Here is a 19,873-nt window from a genome sequence, read left to right as displayed (position 1 = left end):
CAGGATGTTTTTGTTCTGATCCCCGATCCCCCCTCGAAAGGCCTGCGTCATGCGCAATGAAGCGAAGACCACAGGCGGCTCCGTGTCCGCCCTACTGGATGCGCCGCCGTCCCGTTCCTTCCGTGCCCGCCCCGCCATGTGGCTCGCGATGATCGCACTCTCCACCGCCATCTGTGCCGTGGCCATCACGATTGGAACGCATAAGTTCCACCTCGGCCCGGCCGCCATCGTCCTGATGCCCATCCTGTGGACCGTGCTCATTGGCGGATTCCTTGGTGTCCAGAGATGGAAACCGATTGAAGGGCGTGCCCGTGCCGTGTCAACGCACCTGATGGACGTATCCATTGTTTTCTTCCTGGCAGGCCTCGGCACTCAAATCGGACCATCGCTGACGAAGTTCACAAACATTGGCCCTGCGATCCTCCTGCAGGAGGTCGGCCACGTGGTGGGCACGGTGATCCTGGCACTGCCGGTCGCAGTTGCGCTGGGCTTGGGCCGCACTGCGATCGGCGCCACGTGGTCGATCGACCGTGAGTCCTACCTTGCCTTCGCCATCCAGCGCTTCGGCGTCCGCTCCCCCGAGTACCGCGGCGTGTTCGCCGTGTGGGTGCTGGGCAGCGTCTTTGGCGCCGTGTTCATCTCCCTCCTGGCCGGTCTGCTCGGCGGAATGGACTTCTTTGATCCCCGGGCCCTCGCGTTGGGCCTTGGACTGGGGTCCGCCTCGATGATGCTCGGGGGCGTGGGCGCCCTGTCCATCCTGTATCCGGAGATGGCAGGGGAGATCATGGCCCTCGCCGCACTGTCCAACCTCGTCACCAACATCGTCGGGTTCTACGCAGGTGTCTTTATCGCGCTGCCGATGTGCCAGAAGCTTTACAAGATGTGGTCCCGCATTTTCGGGCGGGACGACCTTGGCCGCCGTGTCCGCCGCGGCGCCCTCCTTGGCGCTGCGGCTGGAACCCAAGCGGGCAGCTCAGGCTCGGCACGCCCGGGCGGCGCAGTGATCGACTCCGGTGAGGCGCCGGGCATCGACACCGTGGACGTCAACAGCATCGAAGAGGACCCCACTGTTGTCCGGACACCCTGGACATGGCTCATAGCCTTCGCCGCAACCGGCGTGGCCGGCGTGCTGCTGAACGCCCTCGGCACCGGTTCCACGCGGCCATTGGATGTCCTCGGCGTGCTCATCCTCCTCACGCTTACCGCCGTCGCGCTCGTTCTTGCGAAGCTAGTCCCGGCGGTCCCGTCCAGCATCTGGGTCCTGGCCTTGGCCACCATTGCCTCTGCGACCTTCATGCCCACCGGCCCCTTCATCGCCTCCACCACGCAGCACATCAACGTCCTCTTTGCTGGCTTGCCCATGATCGCCCTGATTGGCATGTCCCTCGGGCGCGACGTCAAAGCGCTGCGCTCACTGAGCTGGAAGATTGTCATTGTCGCCCTGATGACGTTCACGGCGAGCTTCATCGCCGCGGCAGTCATCGCCCAGGTTGCCTTGAACTTCTAGTACACGCTGCGGCAGCGGAGGCACCGGTCCCGAGGGATCGGTGCCTCCCCTGCCGTTATTCTTAGCCCAGCCGAAAGGAATGAACAATGCTCATTACCAACGTCCGCCCCTGGGGCGGGGACGCGGTAGACCTCGAGGTTCGGCAGGGGCGAATTGCGGCCGTACACCCCGCGGGGACCGCCGTCGCAGACGCCGCCGGCGGGGCAGTCGAGGGACGGGGCCGGATCGCCGTGCCCGCTTTCACCGATGTGCATGTCCATCTCGACTCGACCCGGATCGGGCTGCCGTTCCGGGAGCACACAGCCTCGCCCGGTGTGTGGAACATGATGTGCAACGACCGGGAAAACTGGCGCGACACCCCCATCCCCTACCGGGATGTAGTGGTTGGAACGCTGGAACGAATGATTGCGCGGGGCACCACCCGCGTTCGCTCCTACGCCCAGATCGACGTGGACTGCAAGCTTGAGCGCTTCGAGGCGGTAATGGCCGCCAAGGAGCACTTCGCCTACGCCGCCGACGTAGAAGTCATGGCTTTCCCCCAGGCAGGCCTCCTGCTCGAGGACGGCACAATCCCGCTCCTCGAGGCGGCCCTCCGCGCGGGTGCGACGACCATCGGCGGCATTGATCCCTGCCAGCTGGACCGGGACCCGGTTCGCCATCTCGACATCGTCTTCGGTCTGGCGGAGAAGTACGGCGTCGACGTCGACATTCATCTGCACGAGCCTGGCCACCTGGGGGTCTTCAGCGCGGAACTTGTCTTCGAACGCACGCGCGCGCTGGGTATGGAGGGACGCGTCTCGCTGTCCCACGCGTACGATCTGGCCAATGTCCACCCTGACGTGACCGCCCGGCTCGTGGAGCAGATGGCCGAGCTCGATGTTGCCTGGGCGACGGTCGCGCCGGCAAGCGGCGGCACGCAGTTCGACCTCGCCCGGATGACGGAGGCGGGGATCCGTGTCGGTTTGGGCGAGGACGGGCAGAGGGACTACTGGAGCCCCTACGGCAATTGCGACATGCTCGACCGCACGTGGCAGTTGGCGTTCACACACCGGCTGCGCAAGGACCGGCTGATCGAGCACTGTGCGGCGATCGCCACCATTGGAGGCGCGTCCATCATGGACCGTACCGTCCAGCGCCTCACGAGTCCCGACGACCGGCCGGGGCTGGCTCCCGGAGATCGGGCCGACATCGTCCTGGTTGACGGCGAAACCATCACGAGCACCGTCATGGACCGCGGCACCGACCGCACCGTCATCCACGAGGGCAGGCTCGTCGCCGACAACCTGGTCGTTCTGCCGAACCCAGCCGCGTAGTCAGCGCGCCGCCTTCGCACAGCGCCGACCAGCCGCCTACTTGTCGACCAGCGTGATGTCGAACGAGTACAGGTCCGGACGGTAACAATGGCGGCCGATCTCGACTGCCTTCCCGAGGCTGTCATAGACCCGGCGGTTGACGGTAAGCACGGGAGCTCCGGGAGGCATTTCGAGGAGCCGCTCCTCGTCTGGCTCGGCTGTACGGGCGCCGATGTTCTGCTTGGCCACCCGCATGGTTGCGCCGCGGGCTCGCATCAGCCGGTAGAGGCTGCCTTGCTCCAACTGTCCGCGCGACAAGGCGGCGAACCGTTCCGGCAGGTAGTTCTCGAGTATGGCGAACGGGACGCCGTCGGCGAGACGTATCCTGCGCAGGTGCAGGACCCTGGCGCCATGTCCCGTGCCGAGGGCTTCGGCAACGTGCCGAGGGGCTGTTACGAGCTCGTGCGTCAGGACGCTGGAACTCGGGCGCTTGCCAAGCCTGGACAGGTCTTCAAAGAGGCTCGACAGTGCCACATCCCGGGTGAGCTGGCCATGGACAACCTGGGTGCCGATTCCCCGGCTTTTCACCAGGAGTCCCTTGTCTACGAGCTCCTGGATCGCGTGGCGGATGGTTGGCCGTGAGAGGCCCAGCCGTCGCCCCAGAACCATCTCGTTCTCCAGGCGTGCACCGGCGGGCAGGTGGCCGGTGAGAATTGCTTGCTCAATGCAGGACGAGACCTGGAAGTAGAGGGGAACGGGACCTGCGCGGTCAACATCCACGAAAAGGTCCTCGGGCAAGACGATGTGATCCTGCAGCATTGTGGTCCCTCCGGAATGACGTTGCGAACGGGTAGGGGCCGGAGTCCTGCTCGACTCGACGGCCCTGCCGCCCCGTAGGCAGGGCCGTCGCCGAGCCGGCTCGTCGGGTCAGGCCGCGGTGGCGTTCTCGCGGTATCGGCGGATGCCGAGTTCACCTTCGACGACGGCGGCTGTCAGTTCCTCGACGCTCGTGTCCTCGCGGCGAACGTCGAGGATCTTGCGCCCGTGGTTCATAACGATGTGTCGATCGCAGACTTCGAAGGCGTGGTGGAGGTTGTGCGTGACCAGCACCGAGCTGATTCCGTCGGCTTTCAGTGCCCGCAGATAGTCCAGCAATGCTTCCGTGGCGCGCACCGCGAGCGCGGACGTAGGCTCGTCGAGGATCAGCAGGCTGCGCTTGAAGTGGACGGCCCGGGCAATGGCCACCGCTTGCGCCTGACCTCCGGACAGCGACGAGACAAGCTGCTTGGAGCTCTTGATGCCTTCAATGGTCACCACCGAGTCCAGGATTTCGGAGGTGATGGCATCCATCTCCTTGATCTTCATCAGACCAAGGCGGTTCGTGATCTCACGGCCCATAAAGATGTTGCGGCTAATGGACATCTGCGGGACCAGTGCCGAGTCCTGGAAGATCGTTTCGATCCCCAGGCTCTCGGTCAGGGCCCTGTTCACGTGCGGGTGCTTGGTGCCGTCCCAGGAGAAGTCGCCTGCGGTGGCCGCGACCACGCCTGACATGATCTTGACCAGGGTCGACTTGCCGGCACCGTTGTCGCCAAGCAGGCCCACAACCTCGCCTTTTCCGATGTCGAAGGACACGTCGTCCAGGACGGTGTTGACGCCGTACTTCTTGGTGATGCCCTCAATCCGGAGCAGGTAGTCCTCGTTGATGGTCATGATGCTTTGCCTTCCATGAGCTTGTTGAAGATAGCCGCGACCACGATGATCAGGCCGACGAAGAGCTGGATGTAGAAGCCGGGCGCCTTGCCCAGGATCAGGCCGTTTTCGATGATGCGGATCAGGGCTGCGCCGACGATCATGCCGATGATGGTCCCCCGTCCTCCGAGGAGAGAGGTTCCGCCCACCACGGCAGCGGCTATCGCCATCAGGGTGTAGTCCTCCGTGGAGCCGGGCTGCATGGAGGAGGTCCGGACCGAGATCAGGATGCTGGCCAGGCCCACCATCGCCCCGAACAGGGCGTAGGAGAGGAGCTTGACCTTGAGCGGGTTGATGGAGATCGCCCTGGCGGCAGACGCGTTGCCGCCGACGGCGAAGATGTGGTTGCCGAGCTTGTGGCGGTGCAGGAAGAACCACGCCACGACTCCCACCACGATCATCCAGACCAGCTGCGAGCGGAAGAAGCCGAAATCGCCGGCGAAGAGGGTGACGAGTGCTTCGTCTTTGCCCTTGCGCAGCAGCGCCGGCGCGGTGCCGTTGATGAAGATGCTGGCGCCGGTCCAGAAGAACGCCATGCCCAGAGTGGCGATGAAGGACGGGATGCCGGTGACGACCACGATCAGTCCGTTGATCAGGGCAATACCGGTGGCCGCGGCGATTGCGGCCAGGACCCCCCAGCCCCAGCCGAATGAGTTGGAGACGTGAATGAACGTGATGGAAGAGAACCCGATACTCGCGCCCAGGGAGAGGTCGAATTCGCCGGCGATCATCAGGATCCCGACTCCGATGGCAAGGATGGCCAACACCGGGATGCTCTGGGAGATGACGCCCGAGAGGTTGTTGGCCGAAAGGAAGGGGAAGGCGGGGCTAGCGATGCTGGCGATGACGAAGCCGATGATGACGACCGCCAGGATCGCACCGATTTCGAGGGCTCCGCGGCCACGGGTGTAGCGGATGTAGTCCTTGAATTTCTCGGCCGTTGTGACGGGTTGGTTGTCGGCAAGACGGCGGACTTTGGTGATGGCCCCTGTTTCCAACGGCGCCGTGAGGACGTGTTGGCCGGTGCCTGTGTCGTGTGGTGACATGACCTGATCTTTCGATGACAGCGGCGTCGGTGCCGCGGAATGGAAGAGGTGGGCGCTGAGGCCCAGGAAGGGAGACGGAGCGGGGGCGTGGCCGCCGCTCCGTCCCCCTATGACGCAGTTACCAGCGGACGCCCTGGAGGTCCGGCGCTTCGAGGTTTTCCACGTTTGTCTTGTCGATGAGGGAGACGCCGCCGGAGTTGATGTTTGCCGGTGCCAGGCCGAAGTCGATGGCAAGGGCGCTCTGCATCAGCGACTGGAATCCCTGGACGAAGCCCTGCTGGTCAGCCGTGGCGATGATGTCCCCGGCCTTGATGCCGTCGATAACCTGCGGGGAGGTGTCAAAGCCGACGATAGGAACCTTCACGCCGGCTGCCTCCATGGCAGCCAGGATGTTGCGGTGCGGGGTGCCTCCCAGGGGCGCCACTGCCTTGACGTCCTTGTTGGCGATGAGCCATGAGGTGAGGGAGTTCAGAGCTTCCTCATCGGAAGCGGAGGTCCGGAGGTACTCGCCCTTCGCACCCACCTTGTCGAGCGCTTTCTGCACGCCGCCGCCCCGCTGGATGGCGTAGTTCTGCTCGGGCTCTTCCGCCGGGAAGAGGACCTTGTCGCCGGCGCCCAGCTTGGCCTCCGCAGCGAGGCGCTCGCCAACGAGCGTGCCGACCTCGAAGAAGTCCTGGCCGACGAAACCGCTGACGCAGTCGGCGGCACTCTCGGGTGCCGGCACGTTGTAGGCAACCACCTTGATGCCTGCCTTGGAGGCGTCACACGCCACCTTGACCCACTTCTCGCCTTCGTTGAAAGGCATCACGATGACGGCGGGTTTGGACGCGGTAGCTGTTGCCACGAGGTCCACCATCTTGTCCGGATCGGCGTCGGCAGTCTGGTGCGTCAGCTGCAGGCCGCCGAGGGTGGAGGCGTCTTCCGCTCCCTCGAGGATCTGGGCCCAGAATGCGTCGCCGGCAGGGTTGTAGTAGGTCAGGAAGTACACACTGCGGTTTTCGGCGCGGCTGCCGAACTTGTCGGACAGGCCGGTGGTTGATGATGCATTGGACGTTGCGGTGCAGCCTGCCAGCGCCAGCGTTGCCACGCCCGCCATGGCAATTACGCCGAGTCCTCGCTTGAACGTAGAAATAGGTTTCACTTCGTCGTGTCCCTCTCATAGGTGCCGAAGCCTGCCTCCATCCAGAACTGATGCTCCCGGGGAGTGCCGATCTTCGACTTATTGTCAGGACATTCTTACGCGCAATAACTGGCACGTGCAAGACCTTTCGAGAAAAAACCTGTCTCGTGCCAGTTTTGTGACGCAGGGCACATGTCGGGAATTGGGGCTGCGGGCATACACCTCCCGCGAAAGACGCTGCGCCTGGACGTCGGCGTCAGCGCCGGCTCACCTGGGGTGGAGCTGCGCCTCTGACCGGGGCTGTCCCGTGCTTCCCCGGATGACCAGCGTGGGAACGATCATGCGTTCCTGGGGCGCCGACTCCTGGTCTGACATCATCTGAACTGCGGCCTCGACGGCGGCCGTGCTCATTTCCTCGGGATCCTGGCGGACGCTCGTCAGGTCAACAAACGACAACCTGGCGATGCGGCTGTCGTCGTAGCCCGTGACCGAAACATCCTCGGGCACCCGCAAGCCGGCACGCAGGAGCCTATTGATGAGGCCCATGGCAGCATGGTCATTCGAGCAGACCACCGCGGTGGGCATGACCGGCTCCGCGAGAAGCGACTCGGCGGCACTGGCACCGGATTCCTCGGTGAAGTCCCCGCCAATCTCCCGGACTCGCAGGGGCAGCCCGTGCCTATCCATGGCTGTCACGTATCCCTGGTGTCGGGCAGCGAATTCAGGAAGTGACCGCGTCAGGACGTAGGCAATATCCCGGTGCCCGAGTTCCACCAAATGGTCCACGGCCGCCGCGATCCCCCGTTGCCCGTCTGACCGGACAGCACTGCAGACACCCTGCGGCAGAGGTCTGCCGATGCTGATCACGGGCAGCCTCTTTGCCAGTTTCCGCAGCTCGTTTACAGGCGTTTCCGGCGAAATCAGGATGACGGACTCAGTGCGGAACCCGAGCAGTTCCGTGATGGCATCCCGCTCGTCCCGCGTTGCCGTCAAAGCACCGAGAATCAGGTTGTAGCCACGCTCGTGGGCTGCCGCATAGAGGGCTTCCACAATGTCGTCCGCGGATGAGTGGGCGGGGTTGAAGAGCACGCCGATGTAGTTGCTGCTCCGCCGGCGAAGTGACCGCGCTGCGATGTCAGGGCTGTATCCGAGCTCGGACGCCGCCTCAAAGATGCGTTCCCGTGTGGAGGAACTGACGCCCGCTTCATTGCGGAAGGCGAGCCCCACAAGCTGCCGTGAAACGCCGACGCGAGTGGCGACGTCCATCATGGTCGGCCGTTTAGAGATCACTTGGACATCCTATACGCGGAGGGTTGATGGCCCTCCGACGGGTTTGTCAGGACATCCCTTGACGAAAAACTGGCACGTGCTAGTCTTTAGGAAATTCCGCTCAGATCCCCCTTCCTCACACGGGCTGAGGTCTCGTTCCCTCATCCACGCAAACCCCCGAAAGCAGGGCCTACCAATGTCGCTAGCCACTGATCCGAACACCACCGACATCCAGCAATGCCCGTTCAGCGGCGCCTCCCTCGCCGGCGAAGAAGAACCTACGCCGGACCCTTTCGCGGCGCCCGGGATGGGCCCGAAGCCCGCTCTGGAGACAGATCCCGGCGTCTTCTACGACCCGCTCTCCTACGCCGCATATGACCATCCCTACGAGCTGTACAAAATCCTGCGGGACAAGGCGCCGGTCTACTACAACGAGCGCCGCGACCTCTACGTCGTCTCGCGTTACACCGATGTCCAGGCAGGCCTGCGAAACCACGGGCAGCTTTCCAGCGCACTGGGCAACGACATGGACGGCACGCATGCGTCCTACGGGGCGGGCAACCTGATCATGGTCGACGCTCCCCGGCACACGTCGCTGCGATCGGCCGTCCGCCGCGTCTTTATCGGACGCGAAATACTGTCCAAGGAAGACGGCATCAGGGAACTGGCCCGCCACCTGATCACGGAACTCCGCGAGAGCGGCGGCGGAGATTTTGCCACCGAGGTGGCGCTTCCGCTGGCCATCGGTGCGGCGACGAAAATGATCGGCATGGCCGTCGAGGACAGCGGAATGCTGCAGGAACATCTCCTGCGCTCCATGGTGCGGACAGTGGGCGAGTTCGGCGTGCCGGACGATGCCGCCGTCTCCAACCAGGAAGCCGAAGGGCACCTCGCGGACGTGTTTGGGAAGCGGAGCGAAGAGGTCGAAGCCGGCGGTGCCGCCACAGGGTCGGATGCCATCACCCAGATCATCCTCGGCATGCACGCCGGGAAGGTGGAGCCGGATGAACAGGTGGGCCTCGCCCATCTGATTCTGTCGGCAGCCATCGATGCCCCCGCCGCCCTCCTCACCAACCTCGTGGCAACCCTCGACAAGTTCCCGGCGTTCCAGCGCTGCCTTGCGGAGGACCCGGCCGCCATCCCGGCCTTTGTGGAGGAGACACTCCGCTTCGACACTCCCGGCCAGAACCTCTGCCGGCAGACCACCGCCGAGATCACCATCGCCGGCGTGACCATACCGGCGGACTCCCGGGTGATGTTCCTGCTGGGCTCCGCCAACAGGGACGAAAGGGTCTTCCATAACCCGGACTTCTTTGATATCAGCCGCGAGTTGACGCCGGAGAACCGCATCATGACCTTCGGCGACGGTATCCACGCCTGCCTGGGCGCACCCCTGGCCCGGCTTGCCGGGCGCGTCCTCGTGGAGACTCTCCTCGAAGGCCCTGAGATCCGCGTCGTCGGGCTGCCCGAGCGCTGGGCCAAGCAAATGGTCCGCGGCTTCGCCAAGCTTCCGGTGAAGTTCGTTGACTGAGGTCAGCGGCTGGGAGGACCTCTCCGGCCTCCTGCCGGAGTCACGCGGCTGGATGCACTCCGGCGTCGCCGTGCTCAGCGACGGCAGAGTCCTCTGCGCCCACCCGGAAGGCCGCGACCTGTTGGTTATCGACCCTTCAGGTCGCGCCGAAACCATACCAACGTCCCTAACCGAAATGCACAGCATTTTCACCTGCGAGCGCGACGGCGAGGAAGTCATCGCCGTGGCCGACCCCGGGCACCGCTTCGTCGAGGATCCCGCCGACCCGTCGGCCTACGGCGATCATTTCTCGCCCGGACGCGCAGTGATCCTGAACAGGGACGGAAGCGTCCTCCTCGAACTGGAATGCCCGCCACTGCTGGACTATGCAGCCGAGTCGTGGCGCCCGACGTCGATCGCCGTCGACGACTCCCGGTACACCGGTAGCGGTGACATCTGGGTAGCCGACGGGTACGGCGCCAGCCTGGTGCACCGGTTTGACGCCTCGGGCCACTACCTCGGAACGCGGGACGGGGCAGAAACGGGCACCGCCTTCGCCTGCCCCCACGGGTTAGTGCTGCGGACCGACCACGGGCGCCTCGAAATCTACGTGGCGGACCGCACCAACCGCAGAATCGTGGTCATGGACCCGAACGGAGTTCAGTCGCGGATCCTGGGCGAAGGAGTCCTGGACAGCCCGTCCTCGCTCGTTCTCGTCGGAGACCGGATCTACGTCACCGAACTCTTCGGCGGAGTCGCGAGGTTCGATGGCGATGCGTTCACCCGCGTCCTGGAACAGACGCGGCGCCGGTCGAACGAGGACGATGCCTGGCCCAACCGCCGCACTCCCGGGGGCCTGGACGGACCGGTTGTGGACCCGGGGTTCTTCAACAGCCCCCACGGAATCGCTGCTGACGGCCACTGGCTCTACGTCACCGAGTGGTTCATCGGCGGGCGGCTCAGCCGACTGGCACTCACGCAGTACTAAAACACACTTCCCCCACCGCACCCACGCGACGACTTTCAGATTGAGAGCAGGACCATGAGCACAACAGAGACCATCTCCGGGCCGATTTCGGACCTCACCCTCGAAGAGGCCCATTTCGTTGCCCGCGTCGCGGCGAAGACAAACGCAGCCGACGACGTCGTACTCCTCACCCTCCAGCACCAGGAGGGCGAAGACCTTCCGCCGTGGCGTCCTGGCGCCCACATCGACCTGGTTCTTTCCAACGGCCTGACGCGGCAGTACTCCCTCTGCGGCGATCCGGCAGATCGGAGCAGCTACGTTGTGGGTGTCCTCAACGCGCCCAACAGCCGCGGCGGCTCACAGTTCGTTCACGAGTCGCTGGCTGCCGGCGATTCGGTGACTGTCCGCGGTCCGCGGAACCACTTCCGGCTGGTCGATGCCCCCAACTACCTGTTCGTCGCCGGTGGCATCGGAATCACCCCCATTGCCGCGATGATCCGTGAAGTACAGGAGCGGGGAAAGCCCTGGACCCTCGTCTACGGCGGCCGGACACTTTCCTCCATGGCCTTCAGGGATGAGCTGACAGCCCACGGCACCCGAACCACGCTGTGGCCCCAGGACCAGAAGGGGATCATCGATCTGCCCACGGCCCTGGGCTCCCCGGACAGCCACACAGCCGTCTACACCTGCGGTCCGGAACCGCTCCTGGCCGCCGTCGAGGCAATCTGTGCCGAGAAATGGCCTTCCGGGTCCCTGCACCTGGAACGGTTCACGGCAAAGAAGGTGGACACCGCGCACGATGTGGCGTTCGAAATCGAACTGGCAACGAGCGGCGTACGGCTGACCGTCCCGGCGGATAAATCGGTCCTGCGAGTCCTCGAAGAAGCCGGCACACGCATCCTTTCCTCCTGCGGCGAAGGGACCTGCGGTACCTGCGAAACCACGGTCATCGAGGGAACTATCGACCACCGCGACTCCGTCCTCACCCACGAAGAAAAAACCGAGAACAGCTGCATGATGGTCTGCGTCTCCCGCGCCACGTGCCCCGTTCTGGTGCTGGACCTCTAACCTTCCTGCCGCCCAGTTAAGCGGACGACGGCGGGACCTACCGCCGTCGTCCCCTTCCGTTTGGTGCCCACCAGGCAGCTGTGCTCCGCACATCCGGTCCGGTCCAGTCACGCCGCGGCTCCGAATCCTTGGTAGAGATCACCAGAGGAAGGCGGGCATGAGCGTTCGGCAGGAATCCGCGACGTGGGCGGGCACGCTGCGGCGGCACATCATTCCAACCGGGCTGGGCCCGTGCACGGTGCGCGTCCAACAGGGCACCGGGTTCCCGGCGCCCGCCACAGTGGAGGTGTACCTTCACGGCGCCGCGGGATCGTGGACCACCTTCCAGCCGCTGCTTGCCGACCCATCGCCCCGCGATCGCGTCCTGATTGATCTGCCGGGCTGGGGCGAATCCACCGAGGGCGCCCGGCTGGAACACTTCGGCATCGAGGCCATGGCACGCGCCGTCACCGAGGTGCTGGCCTGTCTCGGCTACCCGCGATGGAACCTCGTGGGCCACTCCATGGGAGGCTTCCTTGCGTTGCATATCGCCGCGGCGTGGCCGGAGCGGACCGCGAGCGTTGCCGCCATTTCGGCCACAACATTCGGCGTGTCTGAGGCCGTCCGCGAGCCGCTGTCCAGCCTGTCGCGGTTCCCGGCGTTTGTCGGCATGAGGCTGCTGATGCGCTCACTGGCGGCCTTGGGTCCGGCAGGGCTGGCCCTGGTCCGTGCAGTCGGCGCCACCCCTGTGATGGGACCGTTGACGTCACCGCTGTTCGCCGATCCCGCAGGCATGTCCGCGGGGGTGGTCCGCGGGCTCGGCCGCGACGCCCGTCCGGCCAGCTTCTCCGCGGCCGCCCGGGCAGTGGCGCACTATGACTTTGACCAGTGGCGCGGCGTCCGGTGCCCCGTTCTGGCGACCCGCGGGGACACTGACGTGTTCACGTCTCTGTCCGACCTGGACAGGCTGGACGCCACAATTCCGGACGTCCGGACCGTGACGATCCCGCGCTGCGGCCACTTCGCCAACGTCGAGCAGCCGGAGCACGTGCAGCAACTGCTCAAGGAGCTGTGGTCACTGTGACGGCGTTAAATCACAAATTTGCGGCTTCTTGCTCCGCCAGCCTGATCATCCGAAGTTCGTCCTCCACCGCGCGGGACGGCCAATAGTCCTTCGACAGCTCAGTTGCCCGGGTCAGATCTGCCGCCGGGAAGAGCTTGCCGAGCATTCCGGCCGCCTGAAGCAGGGCGATCAGCACAATGGTCCTGGCATCGGGCGCCTTCGAATCAGGCTTGGCACCAGTCGCCCCGGCACCTGCCTTCGTGGCCTCGGACGCCCCCGCATCAGACCCGGCATCACTGGTCCCCGCATCAGAGCCGGCATCGGTCGCCGTGGTATCCGGCGGCTCAAGTTCGGACGGCGGGCCGCTGAGGGCGGCCTGGATCTTTTCCAGGAGCGCCGCCTCCGGAGCATGATCCTTCTCCGGGTACCGCACGGCCCGGAACCGGCCCAGGTGCTTTTCGCCGACATGTTCCACGATGCCCAGTGACGCCATGCCCTCGTAGACACGCTGCACCACGGCGCGGCCCTCCAGCATGCCCACCCACCCCTTGGGAGAGTGGGGCCGGGATTTGCCACGGATGACTTCGAGCTCGCGCTGGAAGTCCGTTTGCGGGGCGTCGCCGGTGGCCCTGACGCGCTTGCCCTGCAGCTCGATCCCACCGATCAGGTCCAGCTCGGCCAATATTGCCCCTGCCACAGTGGTCCTGAGTGCGAACACCGGCACTTCAGGTTTGCCGTTCATGTCGTTCGTTGCCAGAAGGAGGAAGGCCTGGGGAAGGTTCAGCTCCGCCGCCTTCGGTGTTTCAGCGTCCATACGAACATGGTGGCCCTGTTGGGCGCCCACCACAATGAGAATTTGAACGGACGACGGCGGGGCGTCCCGCCGTCGTCCGCTTGCGTGGGGTGCCGCTTACGAGGCCCTAGTGAATGTCCCCAGCCCGGTTCTGTCGTAGAAGTCCAGGGTGACACTTGGCGAGGAACCGCCGCCTGCTCCTGCAAACAGTGCACCGGCCAGGCCGTTGGCGTTTTCTCCGATGGATTCGAAGCTGAACGTGTCGCCGTCAAAGTGGGTCAGCGGGAAAGTCGTGGGACTGCCAGACGGTCCCAGTCTCATGGCCAGTTTTCCGCCGTCTTCGAGGACCACAAGCTGGCCATAGTAGGTGTTGTCATAGGTGCCTGTGTAGGCAGTGTTTGTCCGGGGAGGAGTGGGGGTAGCCGGGGTCTTGGTGTAGTCGACCTCAGGCTTCTCGGACTCATCGATTTGTTTGAAGACGCCGGCGGTGAATGCCAGCCAATCCACAGTGGGTGATCCGTGCTGGGCTGCATCCAGAAAGCCAGCGTTGATTGCTTCAGGAATCCCCTGGGGGCGCCCGTTGGTCAGGGCCACAATGGCCAGTTGTTCACCCGGAAGCATCGAGACCGCGGTGGCTGCGCCAAAGTTAAAGGCCCCGGAGTGTCCCAGCTGGACACGGGCCTGGTCGTCGTAGGAGACGTTCCAGCCCAGGCCGTAGAAACGGGAGCGGGCAGCCGGGGCCGACGCCGGGCCGGAGACTATATGGGGCACGTGGGTGGTTTGGAGGGCAGCCGGATCAATAACGGGTTTGCCCTCGTAACTGCCGTTTCCGAGCTGCAGCCGGAGCCATTGGGCCAGGTCCCGCACCGACGAGCTCGCGCCCCCGGCCGGAGCCTGGGGATCGGCGTTGCGGCGGTATTTCGCTGCCCACTCCTTGTTCCCGAACGGCACGTGAAGGATGGCCTTGTTGGTGGCTTTCTCGTAGTCCGAGTGACGGTAACTGCTGGCGGTCATGCCCAGCTTCCGGAACAGGACCCCGTCGGCCAGGTCTTCCCAGGTCGTTTTCATCGCGTCGGCTGCTGCCTGGCCGGCTTCCGTGTAGCCGAAATTGCTGTAGTTGTAGCTGGACCGGAACGTATCAAGGGGCTCCTGATGGAGGTGGCCGAGGATGTACGCCCGATCGAATCCGAGGTCCTCCAGCAGATCACCCGAGCTCGTTTTCAACCCACTGCGGTGGGAGAGCAGATCAGCAAAGCTCGCATTCCGCGTGACGTAGTCATCCTTGAGCGCGAAGTTCTTATTGTGTTCAATGACGGCGTCGGTCCAGTTGACGACCTGCTGCCCCACCAACCCTGCCACCACTGTTGACGCCAGCGGCTTGGACACAGAAGCCACCTGGAACACCGTGTCAGGACCGATCTCCTCCGGCTTACCGACTTCCCGGACCCCAAAACCCTTGGAGTACACCACCTCATCCTGGTACACCACGGCGACAGCCATTCCCGGGAGCCCGGTGCTGTCCATGGCTTCGGCGACCAATCCGTCCAGCACGGTCAAGGCGTTTGTCACCTTCGCCCGGTCCAGCAGTGGTCCGACCTGTCCCGGCGGGGCGGGGAGCAGTGGTGGCGACGCCGACGACGCCAGCCGCGCGGGTTCACCGGTGCAGGAGGACAGCAGGGGCAGGGCTGCAATACTGGCTGCCCCAATCCCGGCCGCCTTCAGCAGCGAACGTCGGTCCGGGGAAACAAAACCGGTGCTGTCCATGGACTCTCCCTTGAGCCGTCAGGCGGTGAGCGCGCCGGACCGAGCCGGCCTTCCCGTTTCCATCCATAGTGAACCCGCGCGCTGCAGCCAGGCAATGGCTGCCGGGGAAATAGGGGGGGCGTTGTCCAAGGCCGGGCAGGCGGCCGACTGTAGACGCCTGCTTAGTGCTGGACCAGCGCATGTATCCGCCGGGAGATTTCTTCGCCTGCCAGGATGCCGCGGGCATCGGTGACGCGCAGGTGATCCCTGCGGAAGTCGACGTCGGCGAGTTCTCCGTGGGAGGGACGGAAGGCGACGTCGGCTTCGGCCAGCATCGGCCCGTCCAGCAGCGAATCCCCGGCGGCGATCACCCGGGAGGCCCCAGTCCGCCGGGCGACTTCTGCGACGGCGCTGTTCTTCGTCACCGCGTGCGGCACACAGTAGAGCTTGCGGCCCTGGACGGACACCGTCCAGCCGAGCGAGGCACACCATGCGTCGAGCTCCCGCACGAATTCCGCGGGCATAATCTCCCGGTCCACCATGGCGTAGAGGAAGAGTTCTTCGGCCCGGCGCAGCCGGAGGATCCAGGGCCGGTATGCCTCGCGGGACAGAAATTCCTCGATGACGGGCAGCGGCGCGGAGCCTTCCGAGACCCGTTCCTCTACGGCGGCCTGCCACTCGATGTCCCGCTGGCCGTTCTTGAGCAGGACACCGCCGTTGGTGGTGACCGCGTATTCAGGCACGGCTCCGGGCAGCCGGACCCGCCGGTACTGGGCCTCGGTCCGGGTGGTCACCGGGACGAAAATGGTTGTCCGCGTCAGTTCGAGCAGCAGCCGCTCGGCGGTGCGGGTCATAAACGAGATCGGCACCCCCTCGTGGAGCTCCGCAACCACCATGTCCGGTGCCAGGTGGTCGGGGACGTCCAGGAAGAAGGCCTTCGCGGAATAGATGAGGGTCCGGTCAAGGTCCGAAGCCACCAGGACGGAATTCACAGGGCGGCCGCCGCAGGAACTCCATCGGCATCCGATACCCCGCTGAACGTCGGCTCGATGAGCCCCACGCAGCTGAAGGGCAGGTCCGGCACCTCCAGCACCGGGACACCGCGCTGCTGGGCCAGCAGCAGGATGTGGGCTATCTCGGGTGCGGCATCTGGACGCACCAGGACCTTCCACGGCACCCTGCGCAGCAGCACCCGTGTTGTCTCGCCGACTCCGGGTTTGATCAGGTTCAGGTCGAAGATCCCGTGTTCCCGGCCGAGGCCTTCCACGGCGAGCCTGCCGGCCCAGGTGGGCGTCCGGTCCTCGGCCAGCAGGGCCCCGGCTGCTGCCCGGGCGGACGCTTCGACCGCTGGAAAATGGGCGGAGACGGCGGCGAGGAAATCCCGTGAAACGTCGTCACCGCGCAGCTGGTCATAAAACTTGGCCCCGTGGAAGTCGTCGGGGCCGATGAACTCGGCGTTCAGGACCGTGCGGGACACGAGCCCGGACACGGTCGAGTTCAGGCAGGCGGAGGGGATGAGGTAGTCCTCGCGGGTGCCGTACATGTCGGCGCAGTGCCCGGGATCGGCGAGAACGGCGAGGTCCTTCGGGAAGGCAACACCGTCGGTTTCGGCGAAGCGGTCGACGGCGGCCGAGAGCTCGCGGGTGATCGCGCCTTTTCCGGTCCAGCCGTCCACGAAGAGGATCTGCTCCGGGTCATGGTGGGCGGCCAGGTATCGCAGCGCCGTCTGGTCCAGGCCGACACCGCGCACGATGCTCATGGTGTAGTGGGGCAGGTCGAAGCCGTGGATCTGCTGCGCCCAGCGGCGCATCAGGATGCCCACCGGTGTGCCGGCCCTGGCCAGGGAAACCAGCACCGGCCGGTTGCCGCGCGCGGCCAGTGCCATCTCGGTCACGGTGCCCACGGCCTGCGCTACGCGCGCGGCGGAGCGGTCCAAGGCGTCCCGGTACAGCTGCTGGTACTCCTGCGAGGGCGAATATTCGATCGGCAGGGATTCTGCATAGCTCCCCCGGACCGATTGCATCGCGGCTTCACGATCGGCCGCCGGCGCTTCCAGCGCGGCATCACCGATGTCCTTCAGCAGCCAGGTGACGTCGTCCGGCGCGTAGGACCCGAACGCCGGTCCGGCCAGCGGCGCCGGGAGGACGGGCGAGGCGGGCAGGAGGACGACGACGACCGCGCGGCAGACGGCGCTGAGCACCTCCGATACGCTGCCGGGACCCGCGAGGACATCCGCGGTGGTTCCGGGTTCGGGCATCAGGACGATCGTGCCGAATCTGCGGCCGGCGGGGGAAACATTGTGGGCGAAGCGCACACCGGGCCCGTCCACAGTGGTGTCATGGCTGGCGAACTGAACACTGCTGGTGATGGCGTAATCCGGGCGGTCAAGGGCGACAATCGGGGATCGGGTGGTGGTGGAGAACCGGACGACGCGGTCCGGATTCAGCCGGTCCAGCTCAGCGGCAACGGCCAGGGGCACGTGGATGAACTCCTCGCTGCCCAGGACCAGGACCGGTTCATCGATTGCCCCCTGCGGAAGCACTTGCTGGATCGATTCCCCGATGTCGGCCAGCATGGCCGCCGAAGGGGAACCGCCGTTGCCGAACCGGTCGCTGCGGACAGCTGCGCCGGCGTTGAGGAAGGTCACCGTTCCAGGTGCCTCTCCCGGGGTTGCCGGCGTCTGGGACAGCGACGCCACCACCTCGTCGGCGCGCTGGAGAATGTCCGTGCCCAGGGTGATCTGTCCCGTGGCCAGGGCCACCACCCGGATGCGGGTTCCGAGCCGTTCCGCCAGTTCGTCGAACCTGGCCCGGTCACCCGGTGTCCGCAGGTCCACAAGCGTGGCAACCGTGTAGCTGGGATGCGGCGCCAGGGCGTGGAGTTCAGTGATGGTGTTGACGATCGTGGCCCCGGTGCTGAGTTCGTCGTCGACCAGCACCACCGGCTCAGGGGCGTTCAGGCGCCGCGGATCCGTGGGGAGCAGCCGGTGTGAGGTGGCGTGCGAATGTGATTCCTCGAAGGACCCGTAGGCTGAGGCGCCCGCCGGGGCGTGCCGGGAGGAGTGGATGTAATACGAACCGATCGTGTCGGCCACAAGCCGGCCCAGGCCGGTGGCCGTCTCCGCGTAGCCGATGGTGATGATCTGCGGGTTGCGGGACTTCAACCCGGCGAGCTGCCGCCGGAGGCTCTGCAACGCGGCCCGCCGACCGTCGTCGTGCGTTTCCCCTCGCAGGACCGCGGCGAGCCCGGCAGCAATGGTCCGGGAGGCCGGCAGCGGTTCCGGGGAGTCGGCCAGCGCCTCACTGACGAGAACCCCCAGCAGCTCACCGGCGGCCATGACCAGCCCGGGTTCCGACGGGACGTGTTTGCCCAGCACGCGGGACACCAGCAGATGGGCCCGCTTGGGGTTGCGGCGCAGTGCCAGTCCCACGAGGTCCTCGACCGGCAGCAGGCCGGCGGAGTGGTCCGTGGTGATGCCGACGCCGAGCGCGTCCCGCACAAAGCCGCCGGTCCAGGGGTGCTGGCTCAATTCATGCTCGCTTCCAGAAGGTCAACGTAGGTGATGTTCTCGGCGGCAACACCGAAGGCTGCGGCACGCAGCAGCGTCTGGCCGGCCCATGCCTGATGGGGCTTCATCTCATTCATCTTGTTGCCGTAGGGAGAGGCCGAGGCGCCGCCGCCGTTCTTCCCGGCGATCTCCAGCGCGTCCACGTATTCCTCGTGGCTAACGACGCACATGGCATGGACCAGCGGCACATGGGTGGGGTGGATGACCGTCTTGCCCAGCAGCCCGTTGGCCAGGTCCAGTTCGATCTCGCGGATCAGTCCGTCGAGATTGGCCGTCAGAATCCGATCGCGCAGGGGCATCTCATTCGCGTCGGCGAACGGAGTGCGCCGCAGCAGGGGGCGCAGCACCCGCTCGCTGTTGCCGTAGTGCTCCCACACCGGGCCGGAGATCACGAAGCCGTCGTCCGGCCGGCCCAGCATGTTCACGATGTCCCCGATCACCGAGGCGACCACCTTAACGTCATAGATGGTCAGGTCCCGGGAGCGGCGCAGGCCGAAGGCACTGGACATGTCCGTGGCGCCCACGCGGACGGCCAGGACATCCTCCCGGTTGGCCTGCAGCACGTCGCAGATGCCGGACAAGGTACTGGCCCGGGTTTCGCCGTGGATCATGACCGGCGATTCCATGATGGGCATGATCCGCATCCTGCGGCCGCCCCCGCGGGAAGCGTTGATCTTATGCAGGGCGTCCAGGAACCGCTGCGCCTGGCCGGTCTGATTCTCAAACTTCGGAATGACAAAGCCCATCAGCAGGTCCAGGGCCCCGCCGCAGCGGCTGGCCAGGCCCAGCATCTGCTCCGGGGTGCGGACCCGGAGAAACAGCAAGGGCCCCCCGTCGGGGTGGAAGGCGCCTTCGGGGTCGCCACTCCTGTCATCGTCGCTGCCGATGCCGCTCCCGCGGCGCGGCCCGGCGGAAGCGGCATGCAGCCGGGTCAGCGTGTTCACGACGTTGGCCTCGGCGGAGTCCACCGCATCATCAGCGATGGAATCCTCGAGGCAGATCACCATGCTCAGGCAGCCGCGGGCCGCCTGTTTCCTGATGTCGTTAGCCAGGTTCGGGCGGTCCGCCGGAGTGTAGAGCGTGGCGCCCAAGGCCACGGCCAGCAGCGCGGGGGCGGATCCCAGGCTCAGCTCCTGCGGAGCGATGTGGAACAGGCGCGAGGCATGCTCGTCGCTAAGAAAACTGAAGTGGCGCAT

Annotated in this window: 16 protein-coding genes; 6 read left to right on the top strand and 10 right to left on the bottom strand. The window is 65.6% G+C overall.

Annotation, left to right across the window (positions count from 1 at the left end; all coding sequences use genetic code 11):
- The first annotated feature begins 49 nt into the window (after window positions 1-49).
- Complete coding sequence (locus MUN23_RS11610) at window positions 50-1,507, top strand: DUF3100 domain-containing protein (protein WP_248758317.1); 1,458 nt, start codon at window positions 50-52, stop codon at window positions 1,505-1,507.
- A gap of 86 nt (window positions 1,508-1,593) precedes the next feature.
- Entirely contained in the window at window positions 1,594-2,820 is a 1,227-nt protein-coding gene (locus tag MUN23_RS11605) for an amidohydrolase family protein (protein WP_248758316.1), read from the top strand.
- Window positions 2,821-2,856: 36 nt separating this feature from the next.
- Here MUN23_RS11605 and MUN23_RS11600 read toward each other — a convergent pair whose 3' ends face one another.
- The 5 genes from MUN23_RS11600 to MUN23_RS11580 form a co-directional block, all read right to left on the bottom strand.
- On the bottom strand, window positions 2,857-3,618 hold the full coding sequence (locus MUN23_RS11600; protein WP_248758315.1) for a GntR family transcriptional regulator: 762 nt from the start codon (window positions 3,616-3,618) through the stop codon (window positions 2,857-2,859).
- 108 nt (window positions 3,619-3,726) lie between these two features.
- The gene (locus MUN23_RS11595) at window positions 3,727-4,512 is read right to left on the bottom strand and encodes an ATP-binding cassette domain-containing protein (RefSeq protein ID WP_104061666.1); all 786 of its coding nucleotides are present in this window, start codon (window positions 4,510-4,512) and stop codon (window positions 3,727-3,729) included.
- Window positions 4,509-5,597, bottom strand: coding sequence for an ABC transporter permease (locus tag MUN23_RS11590; protein ID WP_248763944.1), 1,089 nt, complete (start codon window positions 5,595-5,597; stop codon window positions 4,509-4,511). The genes MUN23_RS11595 and MUN23_RS11590 overlap by 4 nt, the downstream gene beginning before the upstream one ends.
- Window positions 5,598-5,715: 118 nt before the next feature.
- A complete protein-coding gene (locus MUN23_RS11585) occupies window positions 5,716-6,738 on the bottom strand; it encodes a substrate-binding domain-containing protein (RefSeq protein ID WP_248763943.1) in 1,023 nt (340 codons plus the stop codon).
- Between the two features lie 246 nt (window positions 6,739-6,984).
- Window positions 6,985-8,007 carry a LacI family DNA-binding transcriptional regulator gene (locus tag MUN23_RS11580; RefSeq protein WP_248763942.1) on the bottom strand — a complete coding sequence of 341 codons (1,023 nt, stop codon included), beginning with the start codon at window positions 8,005-8,007 and terminating at the stop codon, window positions 6,985-6,987.
- A 175-nt stretch (window positions 8,008-8,182) separates the two neighbouring features.
- Here MUN23_RS11580 and MUN23_RS11575 point away from each other — a divergent pair, with 175 nt between their 5' ends.
- The 4 genes from MUN23_RS11575 to MUN23_RS11560 all read left to right on the top strand — a co-directional run bounded on the left by MUN23_RS11575 (window position 8,183) and on the right by MUN23_RS11560 (window position 12,594).
- Window positions 8,183-9,517, top strand: a complete 1,335-nt coding sequence (locus MUN23_RS11575; protein ID WP_248763941.1) for a cytochrome P450 — start codon at window positions 8,183-8,185, stop codon at window positions 9,515-9,517.
- Complete coding sequence (locus tag MUN23_RS11570; RefSeq protein WP_248763940.1) at window positions 9,510-10,484, top strand: hypothetical protein; 975 nt, start codon at window positions 9,510-9,512, stop codon at window positions 10,482-10,484. The genes MUN23_RS11575 and MUN23_RS11570 overlap by 8 nt, the downstream gene beginning before the upstream one ends.
- A 54-nt stretch (window positions 10,485-10,538) precedes the next feature.
- Window positions 10,539-11,531, top strand: coding sequence for a PDR/VanB family oxidoreductase (locus MUN23_RS11565; protein WP_248763939.1), 993 nt, complete (start codon window positions 10,539-10,541; stop codon window positions 11,529-11,531).
- A gap of 157 nt (window positions 11,532-11,688) precedes the next feature.
- The gene (locus tag MUN23_RS11560) at window positions 11,689-12,594 is read left to right on the top strand and encodes an alpha/beta fold hydrolase (protein ID WP_248763938.1); all 906 of its coding nucleotides are present in this window, start codon (window positions 11,689-11,691) and stop codon (window positions 12,592-12,594) included.
- 10 nt (window positions 12,595-12,604) lie between these two features.
- On the opposite strand, the gene MUN23_RS11555 is transcribed toward MUN23_RS11560, so the two are convergent.
- From MUN23_RS11555 to MUN23_RS11535, 5 genes are all read right to left on the bottom strand, one after another.
- Window positions 12,605-13,387 carry a GPP34 family phosphoprotein gene (locus tag MUN23_RS11555; protein ID WP_248763937.1) on the bottom strand — a complete coding sequence of 261 codons (783 nt, stop codon included), beginning with the start codon at window positions 13,385-13,387 and terminating at the stop codon, window positions 12,605-12,607.
- A 96-nt stretch (window positions 13,388-13,483) separates the two neighbouring features.
- Window positions 13,484-15,130, bottom strand: a complete 1,647-nt coding sequence (locus tag MUN23_RS11550) for a serine hydrolase (RefSeq protein ID WP_248763936.1) — start codon at window positions 15,128-15,130, stop codon at window positions 13,484-13,486.
- A gap of 161 nt (window positions 15,131-15,291) precedes the next feature.
- Complete coding sequence (locus MUN23_RS11545; RefSeq protein WP_248763935.1) at window positions 15,292-16,101, bottom strand: HAD family hydrolase; 810 nt, start codon at window positions 16,099-16,101, stop codon at window positions 15,292-15,294.
- The gene (locus MUN23_RS11540) at window positions 16,098-18,638 is read right to left on the bottom strand and encodes a phosphoribosyltransferase domain-containing protein (RefSeq protein WP_248763934.1); all 2,541 of its coding nucleotides are present in this window, start codon (window positions 18,636-18,638) and stop codon (window positions 16,098-16,100) included. The genes MUN23_RS11545 and MUN23_RS11540 overlap by 4 nt, the downstream gene beginning before the upstream one ends.
- Window positions 18,635-19,873 (bottom strand): HpcH/HpaI aldolase/citrate lyase family protein, encoded by a 1,239-nt coding sequence (locus MUN23_RS11535; protein ID WP_248763933.1) that lies wholly within the window; start codon window positions 19,871-19,873, stop codon window positions 18,635-18,637. Before MUN23_RS11535 ends, MUN23_RS11540 begins: the two co-directional genes overlap by 4 nt.

Origin of the sequence: Pseudarthrobacter sp. SSS035, assembly GCF_023273875.1 — a bacterium.
Taxonomy (GTDB): domain Bacteria; phylum Actinomycetota; class Actinomycetes; order Actinomycetales; family Micrococcaceae; genus Arthrobacter.
The sequence above is the reverse complement of the archived record's forward strand: the minus strand, read 5'-3'. Positions and strand labels throughout refer to the sequence as shown.